This window comes from Flavobacterium akiainvivens (assembly GCF_001278115.1).
Taxonomy (GTDB): domain Bacteria; phylum Bacteroidota; class Bacteroidia; order Flavobacteriales; family Flavobacteriaceae; genus Flavobacterium; species Flavobacterium akiainvivens.
In genome coordinates this window covers 2,571,785-2,597,469 of sequence record NZ_LIYD01000005.1, presented here as the reverse complement: position 1 = coordinate 2,597,469, position 25,685 = coordinate 2,571,785, and the positions used below count along the sequence as shown (strand labels likewise).

19 protein-coding genes are annotated in these 25,685 nt (G+C 42.4%); 10 read left to right on the top strand and 9 right to left on the bottom strand.

The genetic code is table 11. The annotated features are described in order from the left end of the window. Positions 1-34 precede the first annotated feature (34 nt). The 5 genes from AM279_RS11695 to AM279_RS11675 form a co-directional block, all read right to left on the bottom strand. Positions 35-1,018 (bottom strand): LuxE/PaaK family acyltransferase, encoded by a 984-nt coding sequence (locus AM279_RS11695; RefSeq protein ID WP_054408220.1) that lies wholly within the window; start codon positions 1,016-1,018, stop codon positions 35-37. 81 nt (positions 1,019-1,099) lie between these two features. Then, positions 1,100-1,918, bottom strand: coding sequence for a T9SS type A sorting domain-containing protein (locus tag AM279_RS11690; RefSeq protein ID WP_054408219.1), 819 nt, complete (start codon positions 1,916-1,918; stop codon positions 1,100-1,102). A gap of 114 nt (positions 1,919-2,032) precedes the next feature. After that, positions 2,033-2,365, bottom strand: a complete 333-nt coding sequence (locus tag AM279_RS11685) for a T9SS type A sorting domain-containing protein (protein ID WP_054408218.1) — start codon at positions 2,363-2,365, stop codon at positions 2,033-2,035. A 212-nt stretch (positions 2,366-2,577) separates the two neighbouring features. Beyond that, a complete protein-coding gene (locus AM279_RS11680) occupies positions 2,578-3,756 on the bottom strand; it encodes a hypothetical protein (protein ID WP_054408217.1) in 1,179 nt (392 codons plus the stop codon). Positions 3,757-3,846: 90 nt separating this feature from the next. Then, positions 3,847-6,579, bottom strand: coding sequence for a TonB-dependent receptor (locus AM279_RS11675; RefSeq protein ID WP_054408216.1), 2,733 nt, complete (start codon positions 6,577-6,579; stop codon positions 3,847-3,849). A gap of 184 nt (positions 6,580-6,763) precedes the next feature. Here AM279_RS11675 and AM279_RS11670 point away from each other — a divergent pair, with 184 nt between their 5' ends. Then, positions 6,764-7,447: a response regulator transcription factor gene (locus AM279_RS11670; protein ID WP_054408215.1), complete on the top strand. Its 684-nt coding sequence runs from the start codon at positions 6,764-6,766 to the stop codon at positions 7,445-7,447. Beyond that, positions 7,447-8,490, top strand: coding sequence for a sensor histidine kinase (locus AM279_RS11665; RefSeq protein ID WP_054408214.1), 1,044 nt, complete (start codon positions 7,447-7,449; stop codon positions 8,488-8,490). Before AM279_RS11670 ends, AM279_RS11665 begins: the two co-directional genes overlap by 1 nt. Here AM279_RS11665 and AM279_RS11660 read toward each other — a convergent pair. After that, positions 8,464-9,525 carry a glycosyltransferase gene (locus AM279_RS11660; protein ID WP_316948690.1) on the bottom strand — a complete coding sequence of 354 codons (1,062 nt, stop codon included), beginning with the start codon at positions 9,523-9,525 and terminating at the stop codon, positions 8,464-8,466. The genes AM279_RS11665 and AM279_RS11660 overlap by 27 nt on opposite strands. Positions 9,526-9,623: 98 nt before the next feature. On the opposite strand from AM279_RS11660, the gene trmB reads away from it, so the two are divergent. Genes trmB through AM279_RS11645 form a run of 3 tightly spaced genes read left to right on the top strand, consistent with a single transcriptional unit; the run spans position 9,624 to position 11,286 of the window. Next, positions 9,624-10,298: a tRNA (guanosine(46)-N7)-methyltransferase TrmB gene (gene trmB, locus AM279_RS11655; protein WP_054408212.1), complete on the top strand. Its 675-nt coding sequence runs from the start codon at positions 9,624-9,626 to the stop codon at positions 10,296-10,298. 3 nt (positions 10,299-10,301) lie between these two features. Next, positions 10,302-10,943: a LysE family transporter gene (locus tag AM279_RS11650; RefSeq protein ID WP_054408211.1), complete on the top strand. Its 642-nt coding sequence runs from the start codon at positions 10,302-10,304 to the stop codon at positions 10,941-10,943. A gap of 10 nt (positions 10,944-10,953) precedes the next feature. Further along, positions 10,954-11,286, top strand: a complete 333-nt coding sequence (locus tag AM279_RS11645; RefSeq protein ID WP_054408210.1) for an MGMT family protein — start codon at positions 10,954-10,956, stop codon at positions 11,284-11,286. A 22-nt stretch (positions 11,287-11,308) separates the two neighbouring features. Here AM279_RS11645 and AM279_RS11640 read toward each other — a convergent pair whose 3' ends face one another. Together AM279_RS11640 and AM279_RS11635 are read right to left on the bottom strand one after the other, a co-directional pair. Next, positions 11,309-14,665 carry a T9SS type B sorting domain-containing protein gene (locus AM279_RS11640; protein WP_082344216.1) on the bottom strand — a complete coding sequence of 1,119 codons (3,357 nt, stop codon included), beginning with the start codon at positions 14,663-14,665 and terminating at the stop codon, positions 11,309-11,311. A gap of 36 nt (positions 14,666-14,701) precedes the next feature. Further along, on the bottom strand, positions 14,702-19,231 hold the full coding sequence (locus AM279_RS11635) for a T9SS type B sorting domain-containing protein (RefSeq protein WP_143090288.1): 4,530 nt from the start codon (positions 19,229-19,231) through the stop codon (positions 14,702-14,704). A 289-nt stretch (positions 19,232-19,520) separates the two neighbouring features. Between AM279_RS11635 and AM279_RS11630 the strand changes: the two genes are divergently transcribed. The 3 genes from AM279_RS11630 to AM279_RS11620 all read left to right on the top strand — a co-directional run bounded on the left by AM279_RS11630 (position 19,521) and on the right by AM279_RS11620 (position 22,842). Beyond that, positions 19,521-20,582 carry a sensor histidine kinase gene (locus tag AM279_RS11630; RefSeq protein WP_054408207.1) on the top strand — a complete coding sequence of 354 codons (1,062 nt, stop codon included), beginning with the start codon at positions 19,521-19,523 and terminating at the stop codon, positions 20,580-20,582. Next, a complete protein-coding gene (locus AM279_RS11625; RefSeq protein ID WP_054408206.1) occupies positions 20,579-21,259 on the top strand; it encodes a LytR/AlgR family response regulator transcription factor in 681 nt (226 codons plus the stop codon). The genes AM279_RS11630 and AM279_RS11625 overlap by 4 nt, the downstream gene beginning before the upstream one ends. Before the next feature lie 179 nt (positions 21,260-21,438). Then, positions 21,439-22,842, top strand: coding sequence for a M43 family zinc metalloprotease (locus tag AM279_RS11620; RefSeq protein WP_054408205.1), 1,404 nt, complete (start codon positions 21,439-21,441; stop codon positions 22,840-22,842). Between the two features lie 76 nt (positions 22,843-22,918). Here AM279_RS11620 and AM279_RS11615 read toward each other — a convergent pair whose 3' ends face one another. Continuing rightward, positions 22,919-23,746: a universal stress protein gene (locus AM279_RS11615; RefSeq protein ID WP_054408204.1), complete on the bottom strand. Its 828-nt coding sequence runs from the start codon at positions 23,744-23,746 to the stop codon at positions 22,919-22,921. A gap of 170 nt (positions 23,747-23,916) precedes the next feature. Between AM279_RS11615 and rimP the strand changes: the two genes are divergently transcribed. Further along, positions 23,917-24,384, top strand: coding sequence for a ribosome assembly cofactor RimP (gene rimP / locus AM279_RS11610; protein WP_054408203.1), 468 nt, complete (start codon positions 23,917-23,919; stop codon positions 24,382-24,384). 17 nt (positions 24,385-24,401) lie between these two features. Continuing rightward, a complete protein-coding gene (gene nusA / locus AM279_RS11605) occupies positions 24,402-25,643 on the top strand; it encodes a transcription termination factor NusA (protein ID WP_054408202.1) in 1,242 nt (413 codons plus the stop codon). The last annotated feature ends 42 nt before the right edge of the window (positions 25,644-25,685 follow it).

Here is a 25,685-nt window from a genome sequence, read left to right as displayed (position 1 = left end):
TTTGTTTTATAAAGCTACAACAATTTTTGTGCCGTTACATCACCATAAGGTTGCAGCCTCTAATATCGCTGTTGTCAAAACGGCCCAGTACTTCAAAACTGTGGTTTTGGTACTTCTTGCCCAAATCCTGCGTGGCAATGAATGAGCATGAATTGATGTTGGCCAGGTCAATAACATTAATGCCCCCGGTTTTGCCATAGCCATCTATATAGCTCAGTGCATCTTCGGTATCGCGGATAAGGATGTCCATCCAGGGTGGGCACTCAAAAATGCCGTCGCCAAGGGAGTAAGCCTGGCTCAGCAGCTCGGTCATGCCATACTCTGAGTGTATTTTGCTTACGCCAAAGCCATTGCATAGTATTTCGTGTAGCTCTTCGCGAATCATTTCGCGGCGTTTGCCTTTCATGCCTCCGGTTTCCATAATAATGGTGTTCTTGAGGCCGAATTGCTGTTTTTCCACAAGGTCGAGTAGGGCATAGGTAACGCCTATAAGCAGTACATTCTGGCCCGAATTATCAAGTTCGACAAGCTTTTGTATAAGCTCATCATAGTTGTGCAGATAAAAGCCGCTGTGTGGGTTATTGCTGCCTTCTATAAGGTCTTTAACCATATAAATAAGCGATGAGCCTTCGCGCTCTAAATAAGAGGGCAGCAGGGTCAGCACTGCATAGTCTTCTATATTGCCATAAAACTGTGTAAACGCCTGGCGGAAGCTTTGTTCGTATAACGTAACATCGGTTACCAAATGGCGGCTGGTTATGGCGCCGGTTGTGCCGCTGCTGGTAAAGGTTTCCTGCACGGGTTGGGTGGTGCTTACTACCTCATGCGATTTAAAAAACTGTATGGGCAGGAAGGGTATGTCTTTAATGGTTTTTACATTTTGCTTATCGCGACCAATAAGGGTGCAAAAATCACGGTATACCGCGTTATTGTCAAACTGGTGGCGAAATACCTTGAGGGTAATTTTTTCAAACTCTTTTTTAGAGGATATGGTAAAAATATCTGTAGGGGTAACCAAAGCAAAAATGTTTTAGGCAAAGTTAGTAAATAAAAAAGCACCGCTTTTGGGCGGTGCTTAATTTTATGTGTAAGGCTTTAATTACTGCACAATTAGTTTGCGTGTAGCTGTTTTGTTGCCTTCAGTTATTTTAACAATGTAAATACCTGCTTTAAGGTCTGTAGTGTTTACAGTGCCACGGTTAGTAGTGCCTGCAAATACCTGCTTGCCAAGTACATCATAAATAGCTACTGATTTGTCAGTACCGTTGTTAGATGTAATGTTTAGTGAAGAACCTGCGGCAAGTGGGTTAGGGAAAAGTTTAAGGCCGGCGATTTCTTCAGTAACAAGGCTTGTAACGCTGTTGTCTATCATAGAAAAGTCATCATAGTATATAAAACCGCTGTTATCAACATCCCTGTAAGTCCTTACCTGGAACCTAAAGCCATCTGCTGCAGCAGGAGCAGTAAGGGTAATTGTGAACTGTTGCCATTCAGCGTTATCCGTGCTGTAAGAATCAGGAGTGTTAACCCTAAGTACATCTGCATTGTCATCAAGTTGTAGTGGTGCACCATTGTTTCCGCCGTCTGAATCAATCCATCCAGCCCACGTCCTTGATCTTGCGCCTGTTGTATTGTCTAAATACCAATAAGAGATAGTGTAGCTGTGTCCTGGAATAATACCGGTAACATCATTTTGTACCGGGAAGTTTCCGCTTGTAGGGGCTGCCTGTTTTACAGAATACTCACCACCATGCTTAATTGTAGCTTCCTGTGTTATGTTTGACGTAAATGTACTGAAGTTAGCAAGAGTGTTAGCATCTGTCCATTCTTCCATGTCGCCATTCACCACAATATTAGTTTGTGCGTTTACAGCTGCTGTGATAGCTACGGCTGATAAAAAAGTGTAAAGTTTTTTCATGTTATAAAATTTGTTGAGTTTTATCCGTAACAAAAATAATAACATTATGTGATAAAATAAAGGTGTAGAGGGTAAAATTAAGATAAAATTAATGTAGCGGGGCTATTATTCTAATTATTTCACTATCAGTTTCCTAGTAGCTGTAGCCTCGCCCTCTTTTATCTTAATAATATATACCCCTGGAGTAAGCTCGCTAATGTTAAGCTCTTTTCCGGTAAGTGTAGCGTGTAAAACCTTCTTGCCAAGCACATCAAAAATGTCAACTTCTTTAGATTCAGAAAGTTTTGTAGTGATGTATATCCTGTCTGAGCTGGCCGGGTTAGGGGAAATGTTTAATCCTTCTATAGACTCTTTACCGCCCACAGTATCGTGTTTGTTTTCCTGTGCCTGTGCGCCCAGTGTAAACAAAAACAGTAATAAGATAATATAAAAGTAGTTTTTCTTCATGATGATGATTAACGTTGTAAATGTATAAAATTTATTTCAAATACTATACCAAATTTTATTATGAAAAAATATTAAATTTTATTTATTTTTTTAACGTATTGTGTTTCGTTATTTTTTGGAGTTAACATAAATAGCGTGGTTATAAATGAAAAAAGGCTGCCAATTGGCAGCCTTTAAAAATATGCTTTAAATAACCTGGGTTATATTGGCAATTATATACCTGTAGTCCAGCCTTGTGCCCATGTAGGAGCAGCAGTACCGTTACCGGCACCTGTAGCAGTAGTGCTTTCAGTAAAGATAGCATTTACGTCTACAGTTTCACCAGCAGTGTTAGTACCTTTAGCCTTAGTAGCAACGTTGTCAAATTTAACGTTAGTAGCTTTAAGCTGACCAGCAGTTACAGCTGCAACGCTTTCGTTGTGCTGAACGTCAAAGCCGGTTTTAAAGTTGCTTAGTACTACGTTGTCAAATATAGCTTTAGTACCCACCCTTAGTTTGATAGCCTGTGGCTCAGCACCAAGATCACCAGCACCTATAAGTGTAAGGTTTTTAATGTTAGGGTTAGATATTGGAGTAGCAACGTGGTCATTAGAGTTGTTGTCGGCCTCAATACCCCTGTTACCGCCGTTAGTCCTTTTGCCGTACCAGTTTTCGTTAGTACCGTTCCAGCCTTCAGTCCAGTCAAAAAGGTCGTCACCCACTACATCACCACTGTTAAATACTACAAGGTTTTTAGTGTTTACAGTACCACCAAACCACTCAAAACCGTCGTCAGAACTTTGGTAAACTTCTATGTTTTCTACTACTGTACCGTTACCTACACCGAAGAAAGAAACACCGTTGAATTCTTTTTCACTGTTGTAAGCATAACCAGGATATTCTACCCTTAGGTATTTAATAGAACCTGAGTTGTCAGCAGCGTTAGTACCACCATAAGTAAGGTTTAGGCCAACTTCTGCAGTAGCTGAAGCACCTTTGTTGATAGGAGCTGAACCACATAGTACAAGACCACCCCATGAACCCGGAACGTGAGCTGTAGAAGTCATTACTACCGGTGAAGACGCAGTACCCTGTACGTCGATTTGGCCGCCTTGTGCTACAGCAATGTAACGGATAGCAGGGTTTGCTTCGTTTACAGTTGTAGCTTCAATTATTACGCCTGGCTTAATAACCAGTTTAGCACCAGCCCTTACAAAAAGAGGGGCAGTAAGCTTGTAAGTTCCTGATTCAAGAGTAACAACGCCATCAGTAATATCTCCCTGAAGAGCATCGCGGTTAATCACGAAGCTTGAAGAAGGAGCTGTAGCGGTGTCGTCGTCTGAACAAGACACAACTACAAGGGCAAAAGACAGAGATGCAAGAGCAAGAATTTTTACGATTGATTTTTTCATTTTGTTATGTTATTTTGATTGCAAATTTCAGTAAACAGGGCTCAATCAAGGTTAACTCAATGTGAGCAAATTGTTGTTATTAAGTTTGGATTATAGCTTGTATGTTACGCCAATGCCAACATAAGTACCTCTCTTAAAAGTAACTGCCGGAACATAGCCGCTTGCGTTTTGTTGTATCCTTTGGAACTCAGGGTTTAGCAGGTTGCGTGTTACAAGGTCTACACCAAAATGCCTGCCCAGGCGTGATTTTACTACAAAGTCAAGCGCGCCCATGCCTTTGTCTACAAGGTTTCCTTTTTGCTCAATACCCAGTGCATAAAGCCTGTCTGAATAATGAGAGTACATAACCGTTGCAGTAATACCGCTATCGGCATTCCAGTTGCGGGTGTAAGAAAGGTCGGCATTCAGTAAAAAGTCTGATGCACCGGTAAAGCTTGATTCTGTATTGGTAAAGTTTGTATTAAGCCTGCCCTGGGTTTCAGTGCGCACTTTTTCTGCATCAAGGTCCTGTTGGGTTTGCATGTATGAAGCGTTAAAGCCAAATGACAGTTTGTTTGTAAACTCTGTATCAAGGCTAAACAGGTTTTTGCGAGCCTCAATTTCAATACCGTATACAGTACCCTGGTCGCTTATGTTTACCCACGAAATGTCGTTAGTAGAAGATGCAAGGTTAACCTCGTTAATTGGGTCTTCTATTAGCTTACCAAATACTGTTGCAGAGAAAAGCTCATCGTTTTCAGGGAAGAATTCCCATTTAAGGTCAACATTATAATCTGTAGACGGGTACAGGTAAGGGTTACCAAATTTAATTTCGGTAACATCTTCATATACAAACGGAGACCTTTCTTTAAACTGTGGCAGTGTGTAGGTTTTGCTGGCTGCAAAACGAAGGTTTTGCTTGTCGTTTAGCTCATACTTAAGGATAAGGTTTGGTAAAAACTCGTTCCTGTTAAATGTGTTAGAGCTTGGTACCGGCTCCAGCTGGGTTCTCCAGTTTACGGTTTGAGTAATCCTTTCATACCTTAGGCCCACGCTTGCCGTTAGCTTATCGGTCAGTCTGTAATCAGCGTTTACAAAGCCGGCGTGTATATCCTGGTCGCCACTATAGGTTTGAGGGGTCATGCCTGCAAAAGCCTCTATGCTAAACAGGCCGCTGCTGTAATTGTTCTGGTTAAAGAAAGCATCAAGGTTGTTAGGGTCTACAGGTGTGGTCATGGCGCTACCGGTTAACCTGAAGTTAAACTGTATGGCTTCAAAATCACGTTGCTTAAAACGGCCGTTATATCCTGCACTAATATTACCCCTTGCTTCACCGTTTTCATCTACACCCAGTTTGCGGGTAATGGCTATTCTTGCAGCAAGTTCGTCTTCGGTAAGTTTTTGGTAGTAACGGTGGTTGTCTGTAGTGGTAATCTGGGCAATGTTCCAAACGCCGTCTACGTTTTTAAGGGTGTTTTGAGTCCTGTCCGGCATATCGCCTTTTACAGTGTTGTAAGATGCGCCCCAGTCTACCGTAGTAAGGCTGTCTATTTTATGAGAACCAATAAGCTGGTTAATCATAAGGCTGTTTTTTACATAAGTACCCCTTTGCATTAAACCGTTATCGTCTTCGGCAATATCCCTTATAAAACCAGAGAAGGTATCGCGAAACTGGTCTGATGAGTTAACAAATAACAGGTTGTAGGATATCTTGTTATTATCGTTTATGCGGTAAGCCGCGTTAAACATGCCTGTTGTATTTGTGTTGTACTGAAAACGTTCCTGGTTGAACGATTTTATTTCGGCGCCCTGGGCGCTTACGTTTTGGTTAATACCCTCACGGAAATCATAGCTGTTGCTGTAGCTTGCAGTAGCAAAAAGACTCAGTTTGCCCTGTTCGCCTATGTTGTAGCTTTCGCCGGCTTTAAAACCAAAGCTTCCGGCATACGGGCTTTCTTTTGTAGGGTTAAGAGAGTTTGAAAAGTTAAAGCCTGTAAGGGCGTTTGAAGGGTAAGAATTGTTTGTAAAGCCAAATTTGCCCGGGCCATCCTGAAGGAAAAATTCGCCGCTTTTGTTCAGTGCATTGGTGTTTCCTTTTGCGCCTACAGATACTTCAAGCATGCCGTCTCCGCGGTATTCTTTAGATATAATATCTACGTTACCACCGGCAAAGTCGCCAAAAAGTTTGGTGTTGTATACTTTGTCTATTGATATAACATCTACAATATCAGTGGTAAATATATCAAGGAAAATGTTTTTCTTTTCAGGGTCGTTAGAAGGTATTGGTAGCCCGTTCATAGATGTTGAATTATAGCGATCGCCAAGGCCCCTTACATAAACGTTGTTGCTGCCTTCCTGCTTAGATATGCCCGATGTTTTTGCAACGGCAGTAGCCACATCGCCTATACCTTTACGGCTAAGTTCCTGTGCACCTATGGCCTGTTTCATTTCAACGGCATTTTTTTGCTGTGCTAAAAGTGCGCTTTCTTTTTCGCGGCTTACGGTAGATTCTATAACTACCTGGTTAAGCTCTACGCTGCTGGCACCCATGGGCTGGTCTATCGTTTTGGTTTCGCCGGCTGCTACCGTTACTTCAACTTCTTTGGTTTCATAACCAAGAAAGTCAAACACAAGGGTGTAAGTGCCTGCGTCAACCTTAAATGTATAAGCGCCGTTTTCATCGGTAGTGGTGCTTACGGTTGTGTTTTTAATGTTTACACTGGCAAATGCAAGGCCTGCACCATCCATTTCGTTATCGGTAACAGTACCGTTAATGGTGGCCTTTTCCTGAGCAAAGCCCATAAGGACAGTAAAAAGAGTGAGTACTAAGAATTTAAGTTTCATTTCGTGTTGTATAATTTTGCGGCAAAGTAACTTCGGGGCAATGAACCTAATGTTAGGCAATCGTTAGGTTTAGATTTAGCATTTATTATTAAATTGTTAACAGATTAAATTACCGTTAAGCCTATTTGATGGTTTTTTATTATCTTTACCTTTACCACCGCTAAACAACTACATAGCGTCAAAAATGAAGAAAAAAGACATTAAGATCTTGTTAGTGGACGACGAACAGGATATCCTTGAAATTGTGGGATATAACCTTTCTCAGGAAGGCTATCAGGTTATTACGGCTGTTAACGGCAAAGAGGCAGTAGCCAAGGCTAAGAAAGAACTTCCGCACCTGATAATTATTGATGTGATGATGCCCGAAATGGATGGCATGGAAGCAGTAGAAAACATTAGGAAACTGCCTGAGCTTAACAATGTAATTATTACATTCCTTACCGCAAGGAGCGAAGATTACAGCCAGGTGGCCGGTTTTGATGCCGGGGCCGATGACTATATTGCCAAGCCTATTAAGCCGAAACTTTTGGTAAGCAAGGTAAAGGCTTTGTTAAGGAGGCTTAAAGAAGACGATAATAAAGAAGATGTATTAAAAGTGGGTAATATTGAAATTAACCGCGAAGAATACAAAATTGTAATTGAAGACCGCGAAATTGTACTGCCGCGCAAGGAGTTTGAACTTTTCTACCTGCTGGCCTCTAAACCGGGCAAGGTATTTAAAAGGGAAGAAATTCTTGATAAAGTGTGGGGTAACGAAGTGGTTGTGGGTGGCCGTACTATAGATGTGCACATTCGCAAGCTTCGTGAAAAAATAGGCGACGAAATATTTAAAACCATCAAGGGCGTGGGCTACAAGCTCGAAATTTAGTGTCATTAAAATTAAAGAAATCCTATAAGTTTGCCTTTAAATCGGCAATCTATATTACCTTATTTTCTGCGTTTTTTTTAGCAGGGCTGCTTAGTCTGTGCCTGCAATTTAGCTGGACGGTTGTGCTGCTTTTTGGTATGTGTGTGTTTACCTTTTCGTTTTTTGTATTGCAATACAGGGTAGAAAGGTTTATATACCGCCGTGTTAAAAAAATATATGATGACATCGCCCTTCTTGAATCGAGCACGCTGCGCAACAAGTCTATCACTACAGATATGGCTACGCTAACGCGGGAGCTGGAAAAATTTGCCCGCGACAAAAAGATTGAAATAGAAACACTAAAAATTCGTGAAGAATACCGCCGCGAATTTTTGGGTAACGTTTCGCATGAGCTTAAAACTCCGTTATTTACCGTACAGGGATACCTCCTCACCCTGCTTGACGGTGCTATGAATGATAAAACCCTCCGCAAAAAATACCTGCAACGCGCCGAAAAAGGTGTAGAGCGCCTTATTTATATTGTGCAGGACCTGGATATGATTACTAAAATGGAGGTGGGCGACCTGAATCTTAACTTTACCAAATTTAATATTGTAGAGCTTATACAAAATGTATTTGACCTGCTTGAAATGAAAGCCGACAGGAAAGGCATTATGCTTATGTTTGATATGAAGTATATCAAACCCATAATGGTATATGGCGACCAGGAAAAAATACAGCAGGTGGTAACTAACCTTGTGGTAAACTCTATTAAATACGGTAATGAGAACGGTACTACCGAAGTGGCTATAGAAGACCTGGTTAACAACAAGGTTATAGTGCGTATTAAAGATAACGGTGAAGGTATTGAGGCTAAAAACATACCGCGCTTGTTTGAACGTTTCTTTAGGGTAGATAAGAGCGGTGCACGTACAGAGGGCGGTTCGGGACTTGGCTTAAGTATTGTAAAGCACATTATTGAAGCCCACGACGAAAAAATGTATGTAGAAAGTACTTATGGCAAAGGGTCTGAGTTTTCATTTACCCTCGAAAAGACTAAATAAATCTTTCCATTTTGCAATATTGCTCACTTCTTTAAGGCCTTTGTAATTTTCAACCTTTTTTAAATCTTTGGCTTTAAACCCTTTTTGGTTTGAGAAAGGTGCAAGCCCTGATTTACGTAATTTTTTTGCCAGGTATTCCTGCTCATACTGACCCGGTGTAGGGATAAAAAAAGCTTTTTTGCCCAGCTTGGCCAAATCCATAATAGTGCTGTAGCCACTGCGGCTTACCACCATTTCGGTTTCATTAAGGGCTTCTTCCAGTGTGGCGGTATTCATAAAGTTGTAATACAGGATATTACCCTTTTGTTCTGCTTTTTCTTCAGCTTCTATTATCCCGCGAATAAAAATAATACTGCCTTTATAGTCCTGAAGCTCTTTTTCAAGTTTTTCTTCAAGCTGTGTGCGGTAGGGCTCAGGGCCACTTAACAGTACCATAAGGTCATACTTCTTTTCTGCCGGCTTTTTATGCAGGCGGCTCATAGGGCCTATGTATTTTAGCTTTAGCGTAGGGTCTTCGGTATGCCCCAGTTTGCCCGAAAGGTTAGTGCCGTTTTTTACATCGGGCACCCAGCACTCGTTGTACTGGCGTATAAACTGCTTGTGCAGTTCGCTGGTTATAAGGTTTGTGTCGCCGGGCACGTTTAGCATATGGGTAATAATAACACTGGGCACATCGGCATTGCGTGCGCCGGGCCTGCTGTCTGATATTATTCCCTCAATGTTGTACTTCTTAACCAGTTCGGCTATGTGGCGGCGTTCACGGGCTACACAACGCAATATGCGGGGCATGCCCAGCAGTTGCTTAACCTTAAAAAAGGTGCCTTTATAATTATAGTCAATGCGGCATGGAGGCAGTTCAAAAGCCTGGATGCCCGGAAATTCGTGCTTTAATAATGCCAGCGCAGCCCCGTCTGAAGCTATTACCGGCTCAAAGCCATGGTTGTCTAATGCCTCTATTATAGGTATACAGCGTGTGGCATGCCCCAGCCCCATATTTAATGGTGCTACCAGTATCTTCTTCTTCGTTTGCAACACAGGCTGTTATTTTTTTGATAAGTATTTAATAAGTGCAATCTATAATTATTTCATTTCGCATATATTTCGCTAATTTTACCAAAAATTTAAATTTAAGAGTGGGAAGTAAGAATAAACTTAAGCGCTTTAGAGAGAATGAAACGTTTGGCAATGTATTGCAGCCAACACGTGAAGAGGCTGTTGCCGGAAACTTTGCGCTGAAAGGCAAATGGAATGCTGATTTTTTTAAGAACGATAAGCCAATAATACTTGAACTGGGTTGTGGTAAGGGCGAATATACCGTAGGTATGGCTACACGCTACCCCGAGGCTAACTATATTGGTATAGATATAAAAGGCGCGCGTTTTTGGCGTGGTGCTAAAACTGCTGCCGGTGAGGGACTTAATAATGTTGCGTTTCTACGTACGCAAATTGAGCTTATAGAACACTTTTTTGCCGAAGGCGAAGTAAGTGAGATATGGATAACCTTTCCAGACCCGCAAATAAAATACAAGCGCACCAAGCACAGGCTTACCAATAGTGAATTCCTTCAGCGTTATAAAAAAATTCTTAAAGCTGATGGTGTTGTAAACCTTAAAACCGACAGCGAGTTTATGCACGGTTACACACTTGGATTGCTGCACGGCCAGGGCCATGAGGTGCTGTATGCCAACCACCATGTATACCGCAATGAGGGCGCACCTGAGATTGTTACCGCCATACAAACGTTTTATGAGCAGCAGTATCTTGAAAAAGGCAAAGCCATAACCTATATAAAGTTTAAAATAAAGTAAAGCATGGATTTTATCCTTCCGGTTATTGTGGGGTTTGCCATATCATTTGTAGCTACGCTGTTGCCGGGGCTGCTTAATATGACGGCAGCCAAGGTAAGCCTTAAGGAAGGAAGAAAAAACGCCATGTTTTTTGCTGTTGGCGCTGCGGTTGTAGTGTTTTTTCAGGCTTACATAGCCGTTTCTTTTGCCAAGTTTATAAACAGCCGGCCGGATGTTATAGAAATGCTGGAAGAAGTAGGTATATGCATTTTTGCATTGCTTACAGTGTACTTTTTACTGGTTGCCAAAAAGAAAAAAAAGAAGAAAAAGAAAGACAAGGATATGGTAAAAATGCGAAGCAACACCGGCAACTTCTTTATGGGGGTGCTGCTTTCGGGGCTTAACTTTTTCCCTATACCGTATTATGTTTTTATAAGTATATCGTTTACGGCTTACGGCTTTTTTAAGTTTACCAATCCTTTTGTGCCTTTGTTTGTAATGGGGGTAGTAGCAGGTGCATTTACGGTGTTTTACCTGTACATTGTTTTCTTTAAGAAGTTTGAGCACAAAACTGATTTCTTTATGCGAAACGTAAACTATTTTATAGGCTCTATAACCGGGCTTATAGCGTTGGTTACACTACTGCGCATTTTGCAAAACCGCTAATACAAACCCAATGGCAGCATCTAACGATAATTTCTTTGAAAAGGTGTACGAAGTTGCCCGCCTTATACCCTATGGGCGTGTTACCAGCTATGGAGCCATAGCAAAATACCTGGGTGCCGCCCGTTCGGCACGTATGGTGGGCTGGGCCATGAATGCATCGCATAACCAGGATGTACCTGCACACCGCGTGGTAAACCGCACAGGCCTGCTAACCGGAAAGCACCATTTTGAAGGTACTAACCTTATGCAGCAGCTTCTTGAAAATGAGGGCGTAAAGGTGAAAAACAACCAGATTCAGAATTTTGAAACGCTTTTTTGGGACCCAGCTAAGGAACTGCTTTAAGCTGATGGCTGAAAGCTAAAAGCTATCTTACCATTGAAAAATGCCCTCTTATAGTCCTGCCGTCTTCAAGGTTTAGCAGAAACCAATAGTCCGTACTTGGCATATCGTGGCCATTGTACCGCCCGTCCCATCCCGGGCCTGTGGCTTTTACATCGCTTAACAGCTTGCCATAGCGGTCAAATATAAAAATCTTACTGTTGTTAAAGTCCCTGCCGTTTATACCGGTAATGTGCCAGTAGTCATTAATGCCATCCCCGTTTGGCGTAAAGAATTTTGGTATTGCCAGTACTGATACCTGTTCGTTTACAATGCCACAGCCATTTACATCATATACATATAGGGTGTGTATGCCCGGTTCTACATTTTCAAAATATGGCGATTCCTGCCACGGGCCGTTTGGCCTGTCAAGGCTGTACAGGTAGCTGGTATCTACCCCTCCTGAAGGAGATGCGTAAACGGTAACGGTATTGTTTTCGGTAAGGTCTACCACCACCACATCATCTATATGGGCAATATTGCTGGGTGTAACAGTAATGGTGCGCACTTTGCTGCACAGTGTTGCATGCGTAATATCTGTAACTGTAACGGTATATACCCCCGGCTGGTTAACACGAATGGTGCGTGTAGTTTCGCCGGTGCTCCACAAGTAGGCATAATTTTGCGCATTAGCGGATACACCAGAGTCCAATTGAATGAAATCAAGAGTGTTAAGGCATACACGCGCAGTGTCCTGTACTTCTATATCAGGTAATGGCCGCACATGCAGTATAACCTCCCTAATGGCCATACAGGCATTGTTTTCTTCAATCCTTGCAAATACTGATTGTTGTGTGGCTACCTCATTTGTATAGGCCTCGGGTGTTGTAATGGCGTTTTGTTCCATCAGTGCGCTTTGAAGGTCAGGGTAATATACAACCGTTGTGCCCGGTGTTTCAAAGCCGGGAAGTGTTAGGTCAAACAGTGCCAGGCCGTCTTCGGTGCCGTCGTCATCGCAACGCTCAATTTCTACAGCATCAAAAACATTCGCAGTAACGTGCAGTTCAAGGGGCAGTATACGGTAACAGCCTGTAACGCTATTGGTAACGCGTGCGCTTATGATTTGCGGATTGACCGTGTTGGTAAATGCCCCACTAATAGCGCCTGTTTCAGCCTGGGCTGCTGTATCGTCAATATAGTAAGCTACAGATAAGTTTGCATTGCCGTTGGTATACTGGTTGTTTGCCTCTGTAAGGTTAAATGGAGTAAGGCCATCAGGGGCAAATCCTGTGTCGCACTGTATTAATACGGCATCCTGTACATTATCCGGCAACGGATTTACGGTAAGGGTTACCGGTAATATGGCAAAACAGTCAGGATAGGTATCATTTACAATCCGACCGTATATTACCTGGCTGTTTGGTGTGGTGTTATTAAAATTTTGTGGTAGTGGGTTTTGCGGTACTTCCGCATCAGTTTCAGATGCATAATAGGTAGTGGTAAAACCCGTGCTTTGCACCCACTGTGTTGTGAGTGTGCTCAGGTTAAAGGTAGCCTGGCCGTTAGCATCGTTACCATCGGTATCATCATCGCATAGTTCAAGGGTATTTTCTCCCAATGCCGGTGTGTTGCTTACCATTATCTGGAACGACCCTATGGCATAACACTGATTGTTGCTGTTGTTTTGTACCCTTACCCAAATAGCTTGTGGGTTTGCTGTATTGTTGTAAGATGTTGCGTTAAGCGGGGTAACCGTATTGGCTACAGCATCTGCCTGGCTAAGGAAGTATTTTACCGTAAACTGAGATGCGTTAAGGCTGCCCAGTATTGAGGCATTGTTGTCAGATAGCTTAAACGTAGCGATACCGTCATTATCGGGGTCACACTCTGTAATAGTGGGGGTAGCGCTTATATTAGGCGTTTCGTGAATGATGACCTCACGCGAAACATCGCTTGTTTCTCCCTCACGTGTAATGGTAGCTATAACATTATATGTACCTGCTGTGGCAAATGTGTGCTGTGGTGCTGTATCGGTTGAAGGGGCAGAACCATCGCCAAAATTCCATGATACAGCATCAAAGCTGTTGTTTACATCCAGCTCAAATTCTGTTGTGTCGCCCAGGCAGGTGTACTCAAATTTTATAGCTGCCGAAAATAATGAGGTAATAAATGGAGGCAATCCAAAAACCCCATAGGTGCCGTTTTCTAATGCAACACCATTCATAGCATAGTTACAGTTAGTGCCTAATTCATCAGGGTCGTTAATGACATCTAATAAAGCGGAACCGTTAACTGTTTTGTATATTTTGCCGTTAGGCCCAAGTTGCATGGAAGTGCCAGACCTGAAGGCAACAGTAACTGAAGAGCCGGGAATATTGCTGCTCTCAAGGTCATACTGAAGGACACTGCCTTCTACAGAAACATATAGTTTTTTTGATTGTGGCGAAAACTCAACGCCGTATGGATTAACATTATTTACAATAAGCTGTGGATTAGATACAATACCTGTTTGATTATCAAAATCATAAAGGTAAACACAGCCGTTGCTGTCGTTGCCCCCGGTAACGGTGCCCAGTTGCTGGTGTGCAATGGCAAGGTAATTGCCGTCTGGCGATACTTTAAAACAGCCAATTGCATTGCGCCTGTAGCCAGACACCGGTACTAAAGGTGTAAGAGCAGTAACTACCGGTGTGCTATTAACCCCATTGTTATCTATAAAAAAGGCATAAAACTTATCTGTAAAGTGGGCAAGCACCCAGTAGCCGGTGCCATTATGGTTTTTAACGGCTGTAATTTTTTCTGAACATTTATATTTTGCCTCGTCAATATTATTTGGGTCATAGGTTAGCAAATGAACATTGCTTGTAGTAACATCTCCGGAGCTTCCGTTAGTACCTGCAACCGAAAGATCTACCACAGAGTAGTTTAGGCCATTGTTAAATCCGTCATCGGCAGCGGGCTGAAACTGTGTTCCGTTTGGTTCAAAATAATCGCCCGTATACTGGTTAGGATAAGCATCTGCATTTTGGTGGTGGGGTTCGTCTACCGTAAAAACGTAGTAAATATTCGGGTCTCCTTTTTTAGGTACAATAATGCCTGATAGCGTACTTGATGGGTCGCCCATAAGGCCGGTGCCCGCAGTGTAGTTAGCATTTGGCATTACAATATGGTTATGATCCCAAACGGTGCGCCCGTCAGTATAAAACAGCAGGTTGCCATCTGGGTCGCTTATGGTGCTGCAACCTTCGTTTGTAGTCATCTGGCTGCCCGAAAGTATGCTTACAGAGCCATTATCGTTAAATTTTATACCGGCATGGTTGCCAAAAAACCAGTTGTTGGCTTCTTTTTGGGCAATACAAAAGCATGACAGCAAAAGCAATAGTAAGGTGAGAGTTTGCTTCATTTTAATATATATTATGTGGTAGTAAGAAGAGCCGGTTTACCGCACAAGGGAAAAATGCCCTTTAAAGCTGCGGTTATCCATTTCTACTAAAAACCAGTAGTCGCTTGCAAAAAGGTTGTGGCCGTTGTTTGTACCGTCCCAACCGGTGTCTTTACCCCAGTGGCTGTTTACCAGCTTGCCATAACGGTCAAAAATAAACACGTGGGCATTGGGGTAAAACGTTAAGAAATCAACACTCCAGTAATCATTGGCGCCATCTCCGTTAGGAGTAAAAAACCTTGGATAGTTTAACAGTGCTACCTCTGTGTTTATGGTTTTGCAACCATTTACTGAGCGTATGTAAACCGTATAAATACCGGCAGGCAGTTCTGTAAACACAGGGCTGTTTTGGTAGTCGATTCCATTTAATGAAAACTCAAAATCCTGTGGGTTATTATTTACGTTTACCGCTATAGAATTGTTGTTTGCCGTTAAATCGTGGGTAGATATGCTGTAGTGTATCTCTGGTATTTCTAAAACCTGTATTGTAAACGATGTAATGTCATAACCATAACAGCCGCTACTGTTTTCCAGCCTTGCCCAAATGGTTTGTGTTGCATAGGGTTGCAGGTTTACATAAGTGGGGCCTATTGCATTTACCGCATTTTCGGCATCCTGTTGCGATGCATAATAGGTTACCTGCGTGTTGGGGTAACCGTTTTTAATGGCTTCATCATTTACGGTAAGGTCAAAAAACTGGTGGCCGGTAGACCTGAAGTCGCATTCAGAAAGATTTTGAGGTGTGCCGGCTGTAAGTGGGTTTATTACTTCAAGGGTAAATGGCAATATGTTCTGGCAGCCGGTAACCGGGTCAAACAATCTCAGGTAAACGGTTTGTGGATTGCTGGTGTTGAGGTAGCTTTCCGGCAGGCCTATAGGGTTTGTGCCGTTTGCAGCCTCTGTATCATCGGTATGGTAGCTTACTGTTATATCGGGCTGTGTGCCCAAAAACATGGGCAGGTGTGTGGTAAGGTCAAACAGGGTTGCCTGGTCATCAGGGCCATAGTCATCGCAATCGGTAAGGTTGATATCAGTATTTTGTGGATTGATAAACTGTGGCAGGCGCTGTACCCTTATGGTAAAAGCCATAATGTTATATCCTGTACAGGCAGTAGTGCCCTGTAGCCTTGCATAAATTATCTGGGTGCTGTAAGCCCACTGGTTTTGATAGGGCAGTGGCAACGGGTTTATTGCAGCATGGGCATCGGCAAGGGTGAGGTGGTATGTAACGGCGGCATTAGGTGTGCCGTTTATTATGAGCGAATCGTTATCATCAAGGTTAAACAAGTTAAAGCCTGTTTTGTTGTCGTCGCACAGCACCATATCGAGGGGTTCACCCGGATATAGCGGGTTAAGTATTTCTATATTAAATGCAGTTACCGAAGCGCAGCCACCCTGGTTTTCCATCCTTACATAAATTACCTGCGGTGTAGATGTGTTTACATAAGCATGCGGGTTTGCTATAGGGCTTATACCTTCCTGTGCATTGGCCAGTGTAGTGTAATAGGTAAACCACATATTGGTTTGTGTGCCTGCAAACAAGATTTCGTGGGCTGTGAGGTCAAAGGCGGTGCTGTTGTTCATAACGCCATCTTCATCGCATTCCGTAAGGGTAAGGTCAGTTCCTGCGGGGATATTAAATACCGGCAACGGCATGGCAACAACGGTAATAGGTATAATATCATGCCCGTAGCAGCCTTCGGTGTTTTCGAGCCTGGCATATAGTGTGGTAACGGTATAAGCAGCCAGATAAGTGGTAATGGGGCTAACCTCGTTAACAGCGTTGGTTTCAGTAGTATAATAGGTTATAGCTGCAGTTGTGTTGCCGTTTTGGATAAAGGCATCATTAAGGGTAAGGTCTACCAGCTCTGAGCCATTACCATCTATATCGCACCCTACAAGCTGCGGAGGTGTAGCAGCTACAACGGGGTTGGTTACGGTTAGTGTAAAGGGCATAATGCTGTGGCAGCCCGTTTGCGAATTGTATGCCCGTACATAAATAGTTTGCGGGTTAGATGTATTGGCATAAGTCTGTGCGTTGCCAATAGGGGTTATGCCATTTTCAGCGGCCTGTAAAGTTGTAAAATAGCTGTAATACATATTTTGCTGAAAGCCGGTAAAAGCAGCTTCGTGAGTGGTAAGATCAAACAGGGTAGATTGGTCATCCGGGCCAAAATCATCGCAGTCGGCCAGGTTTAGGTCCAGGTTATCAGGATTTTGAAACTGTGGCAGCGGCTGTATATTTATGGTAAAATGCCTTATGTAAAAGCCCTGGCATCCGGCGGTATTGTAAAGCCTTGCCCAAATATGCTGGCTGTAAGGTGTAGTGTTTGTAAATGTAGTGGGCAGTGCATTAAACCCGTTTATGGCATCGGCCTGCGTGGCGTGGTAACTCACGGCGCCATCTATACTGTTGCCTATTATTGTGGCTGAGTTTTGTGCAAGGTTAAAGGTGTTGATGCCATTTTGGTTGTCGTCGCACAAAACAAGGTTTACAGGGTTGCCCGGCGCAAGGGGTTCTGTAATTTCTATGGTAAAGGGAACAACGGTTTCGCAGCCATATTCATTAGCAATGCGCATATAAATGGTTTTAACCGGAATAGAGCTTATGTAGTTGTATGGGTTACCAATGGGTAGCTGCCCGGTTTCGGCATTTTCCTGGGTGTGGTGGTAGGTAACGGTAAAGCCTGTCTGGCTGCCCAGCAGCATGGCTTCATGCAGTGTAAGGTTAAAGCCGGTAGCATCGTCATTAACGTTATCATCATCGCACGATTCCTGGTTCAGGCTAATATTATCCGGATTGTTTGCAACCGGTACCGGTACTGCCCATACATAAAACGAAACCACATCATAAGCAAAACAACCCTGGGTGCTTTCCAGCCTTGCCCATAGTAGTTGCATATCATAAGTGGCGGTATATGTGGTAATTGGGTTTTCGCTGTTTTGGGCATTTTCTTCAGAAAGGTAGTAGGTAACGGCAGCTGTGGTATTACCGTTTTTAATTATAGCATCATAAGTGCTGAGTACCGCTTCTTCCTGGCCATCATTACCATAATCGCAAAACGTAAGCGGTTGTGCGCCTGCTGTAATTTCGCTGGTAATGGTTAGTGTTAACGGTATGGTGTTCGTACATCCGGTTTCGGTATCTAAAACCCTTACATAAATGGTTTGCGGGTTACCGGTATTGGCATAAGCCAAAGGATTATTTATGGCGGGGCTACCATTATTAGCTGCTTCCTGGGTAATGTGGTAGCTGAAAATAAGGCTGTTATTGCCACCTGCAAACATATCTTCGTGCACGGTAAGGTTAAACGGGGTTGAGTTGTCGTCTACACCATCATCATCGCACTGGCTCAGGTTAATGTTTATGTTATTAGGGTTTTCAAACTGCGGCTGCGATGTAGTAATGGTAAACTCTTTTAGGTCATACCCATCACACCCGGTTTGCATAAGCCTTGCATATATTACCTGGCTGTAGGGGGTGGTGTTTTGGTACACCGGGCCAATGTCATTAATGCCCTCCATAGCGTTTACAATGTCATTATAATAGGTAACGGTGCAGTTAGCCTGCCCGTTTATAACACTGTTATTATTTTCGGCAAGGTTAAAAACGGCATAGCCATCATTATTATCGTCGCATTCAAATAAGTTAAACGGATCTCCGGCCGGGAGTATTTCACGCGTTATGGTAAAGGTTTCGGTGTCATAACATCCTGTAACGGTGTTGGTCATCCGCACATAAATGGTTTGCGGGTTTGTAACGTTTTGATAAGCTGAAGGGTTTTCTATGGGGTCTTCGCCGGTTGTAACATCATTAAGGCTGGTGTGGTAGGTAAAAGCAACGTAGGTTTGGGTTCCGGTCCACATTGCCTCATGTGCAGTAAGGTTAAAGGCAAACGTAGGGTCATACATATAATTGCCGTCGCAATCAGACATATCCAGCGTTATGTTGTCTGGGTTTAAAAATTCAGGGATATCATGAAACGTTGCCGTGCCGGTCCAGTCAATACTAAAATTGCCGTTGCCGTGGGGGCGGTCTACAATAAGGTAGTAGGCTTGCCCGTCTTCTACAGTTATCCAGTTTACATAAGCATCGCCATCAGGGCCGGGGCCTTCGCTCGTATCTTCACTTTCTTCATTCATACCTGTGGTAACATAATTAAGACCGGCCTGTAGCGGGTTTGTGGTACTGCACCTTAGCGCTGTGCCCAGGTTACTGCACGTTACATCCGGGCCAAAAAGCCAAAAGTCGAAATCGGTTACCAGGCTTGGGTTTGCCGGTGTAAGGTCAAAGCCCAGGGTGCCGCCGTCTTTTATAAGTATTTCAATCCAAACGGTATTGTTTTCGCCGCTAAGGCATGCGTTGCCCGATGTAATTTCCAGCAGGTCGCCAAAGCCCTCTGCCTCCAGGTCATAAAAATCGGCACGGCCACAAACCATTATTGCCTCAGGGCAATCGTTTTGTGCTGAGGTATAAGTGCTATAAACAAGTAGTAGAAGTAGTGTAAGATAAGGGTAAAGTTTCACTGCATAGCAATTTGTTAATTTTTTTATAAAAATATAAAATTAAACCAAACTTTCAAGCGAAATAATTGCATAAAAGCCTGAATTTAAATTTGTAAAGAATTGTTAATTTTGGATAAATGTAATTAAACAGTTAAAAACATAACTACCCTAATTTAGTATACGCTTTTTTAGAAAGAGTATTTGCAAGGCCGCATTAAGAATTTGTATTTTACCGTATTAAATAAGGCTTTAACCGCTAATATATATAGGTTGTATATTATTGGTGTAGTTTTGGGTATATTTTAGTCTAATGGCAAAAAAAACACAATATTACCTGCTGGCATTGCTTGGGTCTTTATTATATATAAGTGTGCCCGTTTTGGTTAGCCCCGATACCCATGGCAAAACAAGCCTGTTGCGCATAGATCCCTTTAAGCGGGAGTTTTTATCGCATATTTTATTGCTGGGCTTTTTTTACTTTAATTTTTTTTACCTGGTACCCCAATTTTATTTTACGCGCAGGTTTAAAATATTTTTCGGGCTTGTGGTGGTTTGCCTTTTGGCAACCCTGCTAATACCCAACCTGTTTTTTCATGAAGGGATGCCAGGGGGTATGCCGGGGCCAAATATGAACATGCCTATGCCAAAAGGTGCGGGTATGCCACCGCGAATGTGGAGAAGGCAAACTTTTATACCGCCAATGTATATAGGGGGTACGCTGCATTTTTTGCTGATTTTTTTCCTTTCTTTTTTATTGAGGCTAAGCCGCAGGCTTGAGGTTATACAGCAGGAAAAACTAAAGACTGAAGTGTCTTATCTTAAAGCGCAGATAAACCCGCATTTTTTGTTTAATACCCTTAATAGCCTGTATGCGCTTACACTCGAAAAAAATGATGCCGCCCCCGAAGCCGTATTAAAACTATCGAGCATGATGCGGTATGTGGTTACCGAAAGCGGCCGCGAAAGTGTATCGCTTGAAAGCGAAATTAACTACCTTAAAAACTATGTGAGCCTGCAGCAGTTAAGGATGGACGACACCACAATGTTCGCTTTTATTGTAGATGGCAACCTGGTGGGTAAGTATATCTCTCCCATGCTTTTAATACCGTTTGTAGAAAATGCGTTTAAATATGGGCTTAATCCTGAAGAAGAGGCAGATATAGCCATAAATATATTTGTAGATGAGAAAACACTGCAGCTTAGCGTGTGCAATAAAAAAGTTGCTGTAGCCCTACAACCCGATGAAGAAAGCGGGCACGGGCTTGAAAATACCAGGCAGAGGCTTGATTATCTTTATGCTAACCGCTATGAGCTTAAACTAAATGATGAAAAGGGCTATTTTAATGTAAACCTTAAAATAATATTGTCATGATAACTGCTATTGCAATAGACGACGAGCCGCTTGCGCTTAAAGTAGTGTCTCATTTTTGTGGGCAGGTAAATTTTATAAGCCTGCAAAAAACCTTTACAAAGACTGATGAGGCGCTTGAATACCTGGCTAAAAACCAGGTAGACCTGCTGTTTCTTGATATACATATGCCGGGGCGCACGGGGCTTGACTTTTACAAGCTTGCCGGGCCTGATGTAATGGTGATTTTTACCACAGCTCACAGCCAGTATGCGGTAGAGGGGTTTAATGTAAATGCCATAGACTATTTGCTCAAGCCGTTTTCGTTTGACCGTTTTTTAGCAGCTGTAGAAAAGGCTGTAAAAGAAAAAAGGCAGCGCACGGCAGCAACAGGTGCCGGCTATCTTACCGTAAGGGCAGATTATAAACAGCACCGCATAGATTATGATGATATTTTGCTTATTGAAGGCCTTGATGATTACATCCGCCTGCATATTAAAGGTAAAAACCCCATAACGGCGCGTGTTTCCATGAAAAATATACTGGCCAAGCTTCCTGAGGCGGAATTTATAAGGGTTCACAGATCTTACATTATACCTATTAAAAAAGTGAAAAGTTTGTATAATAAAACACTTCAGATTGAAGATTTCGTAATTCCTGTTGGAGATACCTATAAAGAGGCGGTTGCGAAATACTTTTAACGTTTTCGTTGCATTTTTACCGACATATTTAGTAAATACACCTCATGTTTTATAATTTTAAAAATCATGGGGTTAGTTTTGTGCGATTATTTTAACTCAAATTTTTTTTTTGTTGCTCTGAATTTGAATACCTTGCGGAACTTTTTTAACAATTTTCTATTATACTATTAACCCAAAGAATGAAAAAATTTACTAATTCTATTTTTGTAACGCTGCTCCTCACAGCTGGTGCCTGGTCTTCTAATGCCCAGGAGCTTCCAAAAATATTTGGAAAGACTGCGAGTGTAAACCCTGAAAATGGGCTTATAAGGTGTGCGAGCAGTGAATATGAGCACCACCTTCGGGAAAAATATGGCATGGAGTCTCGCGAGGAGTTTGAGGCCTGGCTTGCGCCGAAGGTTAAACAGCAAAAGCAAAAAAGGCTGCAAAAATCTGCCAACAGTACTAATGAGGTAATTACTATTCCTGTTGTGGTGCACGTTATTCATAACGGAGATGCCGAAGGTAGTAATGAAAACATTGCTTATGAGCAGGTGCTTTCTCAAATTACTGTGCTTAACCAGGATTACCGCAGGATGGTAAATACACCGGGATGGAATGAAAATATTGTAGGGGCTGATACTGAAATTGAGTTTTGCCTTGCGCAAAGAGATCCTCAGGGTAACCCTACAAACGGTGTAGACAGGGTAAACCTTGGTGAGGCATCTTGGGGTAGTTCAAATCCTGATGAGATGATTGAGAATATAGATGATAATGTTAAGCCTGTTACTATCTGGAACCCTCAAAAGTATTTAAATATCTGGGTATTAAACTTTGGTAACCAGTCGGGCCTGCTTGGTTATGCACAGTTTCCTAATAACAGTGGTGTTTCAGGCCTGCCTGCTAATAATGGTTCTTCAAATACAGACGGCGTTGTAATAGGTTACAGGTATTTTGGTTCTAAGGCAATCTATGCTCAGGGACAATATGATACACAAAATATGTATATATATGGGCGTACTGCAACGCATGAGGTGGGTCACTACCTTGGGTTGTTGCACGTAAGTGGCGATAGTGGTTCTTGCTCTGTAAATGCTGCAGATTCAAATAACGACTATTGTCCAGATACCCCTGCAACTTCTGGTTATAATTATACATGCTCTTTTGTAGATTCATGCCCGTCTGCGCCGGGTGTAGACATGATTGAAAACTACATGGAGTATACTAACGATGCTTGTATGAATGTGTTTACAGAAGATCAGAAAGACCGCATGGTTGCAGTGTTAAATAATGCTACAAGGCGTGTTTCTTTGAAAACTTCAGATGGTTGCCAGGCCCCGGTGGGTGCTATAGATGGTTTTGGCATGAAGAATATCTACCTTTATCCTAACCCGGCACAAACTGTGGTAACTGTTTCGGGTGTTGATGGCGAGCTGCCTGATAGCTTAACGATATTTAATAGCCTGGGCCAGGTTGTAAATACGGTTAAAGTGAGCACTGATTCAGATCTTACTATAAACACATCGGCTTATGCTAACGGTGTTTATATGATTAAAGTAGACAAAGGTGTACAAACCAAAACATTTAAGTTTGTAAAAAACTAATTTGACAGGTTTAAGATAAAAATAAATGCCCCGCAAAATTTGCGGGGCATTATTGTTTTATGAGCCTTGTGTAGAGTTATATCCTGAAAGTAACTACAGGCCTTACTGAATGGTTAACAAGGTCTTCGCTTATGCTGCCGTTAAAAAAGTGAGCAAGGCCGCTCCTGCCGTGTGTACAAATGCCTATAAGGTCGGCATTAATGCTGTTGGCAAAGTGCAGTACGCCTTTTTCAACATCGGTGTCGTTATATATATTAGAGGTGTAGCCGTTTGTAATGGTAAAGCCTGCTGCAAAATCAGCAATTAGCTTTTGCGCTGCGTGTGTGCTTTTAAAGTTGTTTGGTGTATTTACGTAAACAAGGTGCAGTTTTGCATTAAAGCTGTTTGCAAAATCAACGGCTTGTGCAAAAGGCTTTTTAATCTCGTCAGTAAAGTTAGAAGCAAATACAAAGTTAGCCGGGTTAAAGCCGCCTTCGTTTTTCTTGATAACCAGTACAGGTACATCTGATGTTCTTACAACTTTCTCAGTATTGCTGCCAATAAACATTTCCTGGAAGCCGCTTGCACCGTGAGAACCCATAACAATAAGGTCTACCTCGTGTTTTTTTGCAGTTTTTACAATGCCTTCAAAAGCCCTGTCAAACTGAATAACTTCTTCTACAGGTATTCCTTCAAGATAGTCGGCAGATTTTGTATCTTCAAAAAGCTCGTGTGCTTTTTTCATAAAGAACATAATTTCAGGTATGTCGGCACCGTCAGTAACGGCATCGCTTTCCTGGCCCGGCACTTCAAGCAGGTGTACCAGTACTATTTCGCCATTATTTTCCTTTGCAATTTGTGCAGCTACCTTAAGGGCATATTCTGCATAATCTGAAAAGTCGGTAGGGACTAGAATTTTTTTCATAGTTTGTGTAAGTTTTAACAAATTTGGCTGAATTTAATCGCCTAAAAGTATAAATTAATTTTCACATTATGTAATGATTTTCAAGTTATAAAAAATATTACTATATTTGCACAGTTATTTACTAAAAACTAAATAATGAGGGGGCAGGTGCCCCCTCTTTTTATACAAATATGGCATTTAAACAAAAAGTGGCTGAGCTGCTTGAGCAGGCCCTTAATGAACGCCCTGAGCTTTTTTTAATAAGCCTTGATATTAACACCTCAAACAAAATTACTGTAATTATAGATGGTGATAATGGTGTTACGCTTCAGGACTGTATTGATGTAAGCCGTGCTATAGAGCACAACCTTGACAGGGAGGAAGAAGATTTTTCGCTTGAAGTGGCTTCGGGCGGTGCGGCAAGCCCTTTGCTGCTGCCCAGGCAGTATGCAAAAAACGTGGGGCGCACCCTTAAGGTAACCACCACGGCAGGCGAAGTGATAGAGGCAGAGCTTACAGGTGCTACCCCCGGGGCGGCAATACTGGAGTGGACGGCCCGCGAACCTAAAAAAATAGGTAAAGGAAAAGAAACCGTAAACAAAAAGGCAGAAGTGCCCTTTGCGGATATTAAAGAAGCAGTTGTTGTAATAAAATTTTAAATTTATAAAAAGTTGGCATGGAAAATCTGGCATTAATAGATTCGTTTTCAGAGTTTAAGGATGATAAGCTTATAGACAGGGTTACCCTTATGTCTATACTTGAAGATGTGTTCAGGAACGCGCTGAAAAAGAAATATGGCAGTGATGATAATTTTGATATTATCATAAACCCGGATAAAGGCGACATGGAGATATGGAGAAACCGCGTGGTGGTGGCTGATGGTGAGGTGGAAGACCCTAACTCTGAAATATCGCTTAGCGAAGCCCGCAAGATAGAGCCTGACTTTGAAGTGGGAGAAGATGTTTCGGAAGAGGTAAAGCTTATCCAGCTGGGCCGCAGGGCTATACTTGCGCTACGCCAAAACCTGATTTCTAAGATACACGAACACGATAACACCAACCTTTATAAACAATTTAAAGACATTATTGGTGATATTTATACGGCAGAAGTGCACCACGTAAGGCCAAAAGCTGTAATTTTGGTGGATGATGAAGGGAATGAGATTGTTTTGCCAAAAGAAAAACAAATCCCGTCAGACTTTTTCCGTAAAGGTGATAACGTAAGGGGTATTATAGAAAATGTGGAGCTTAAGGGCAATAAGCCACAAATTATAATGAGCCGTACATCAGAAAAATTCCTTGAAAAACTGTTTGAACAGGAAATACCGGAAGTTTTTGATGGCCTTATTACCGTTAAAAAAGTAGTGCGCATTCCGGGCGAAAAAGCAAAAGTAGCCGTAGACAGCTATGATGACAGGATAGACCCTGTAGGTGCCTGTGTGGGTATGAAGGGCTCGAGGATTCATGGTATTGTGCGCGAACTGGGCAATGAAAACATAGACGTTATAAACTATACTACAAACACGCAACTTTATATATCGCGTGCGCTTAGCCCGGCTAAGGTTTCATCTATAAAAATAGACGAGAGCGCTAACAGGGCAGATGTGTTCCTTAAGCTTGAAGAAGTAAGCAAGGCCATAGGCCGCGGCGGGCACAATATTAAGCTGGCAGGGTTATTGACGGGTTATGAGCTTGATGTTATACGTGAGGGTAATGCTGCCGAAGATGAAGACGTTGAGCTAACCGAGTTCTCTGACGAAATTGAACAGTGGATTATAGACGAGTTTGCAAAAATAGGCCTTGACACCGCCAGGAGTGTGCTGAGCCAGGATGTTGCAGACCTTGTGAGGAGGACCGACCTTGAAGAAGAAACCATCCGTGAGGTAATGAGGGTTCTTAAGGAGGAGTTTGAAGACTAACCACAACTAACCAACAACCGGTACAACACAACAATAGAAGAT

Coding starts and splice junctions, on each gene's coding strand:
- AM279_RS11625 (WP_054408206.1), top strand. CDS start 20,579: ATGATAACTGCTATTGCAATAGACGACGAGCCGCTTGCGCTTAAAGTA.
- AM279_RS11675 (WP_054408216.1), bottom strand. CDS start 6,579: ATGAAACTTAAATTCTTAGTACTCACTCTTTTTACTGTCCTTATGGGC.
- AM279_RS11685 (WP_054408218.1), bottom strand. CDS start 2,365: ATGAAGAAAAACTACTTTTATATTATCTTATTACTGTTTTTGTTTACA.
- nusA (WP_054408202.1), top strand. CDS start 24,402: ATGGAAAATCTGGCATTAATAGATTCGTTTTCAGAGTTTAAGGATGAT.
- rimP (WP_054408203.1), top strand. CDS start 23,917: ATGGCATTTAAACAAAAAGTGGCTGAGCTGCTTGAGCAGGCCCTTAAT.
- AM279_RS11645 (WP_054408210.1), top strand. CDS start 10,954: ATGGCAGCATCTAACGATAATTTCTTTGAAAAGGTGTACGAAGTTGCC.
- AM279_RS11640 (WP_082344216.1), bottom strand. CDS start 14,665: ATGAAGCAAACTCTCACCTTACTATTGCTTTTGCTGTCATGCTTTTGT.
- AM279_RS11620 (WP_054408205.1), top strand. CDS start 21,439: ATGAAAAAATTTACTAATTCTATTTTTGTAACGCTGCTCCTCACAGCT.
- AM279_RS11630 (WP_054408207.1), top strand. CDS start 19,521: ATGGCAAAAAAAACACAATATTACCTGCTGGCATTGCTTGGGTCTTTA.
- AM279_RS11680 (WP_054408217.1), bottom strand. CDS start 3,756: ATGAAAAAATCAATCGTAAAAATTCTTGCTCTTGCATCTCTGTCTTTT.
- AM279_RS11650 (WP_054408211.1), top strand. CDS start 10,302: ATGGATTTTATCCTTCCGGTTATTGTGGGGTTTGCCATATCATTTGTA.
- AM279_RS11690 (WP_054408219.1), bottom strand. CDS start 1,918: ATGAAAAAACTTTACACTTTTTTATCAGCCGTAGCTATCACAGCAGCT.
- AM279_RS11670 (WP_054408215.1), top strand. CDS start 6,764: ATGAAGAAAAAAGACATTAAGATCTTGTTAGTGGACGACGAACAGGAT.
- AM279_RS11615 (WP_054408204.1), bottom strand. CDS start 23,746: ATGAAAAAAATTCTAGTCCCTACCGACTTTTCAGATTATGCAGAATAT.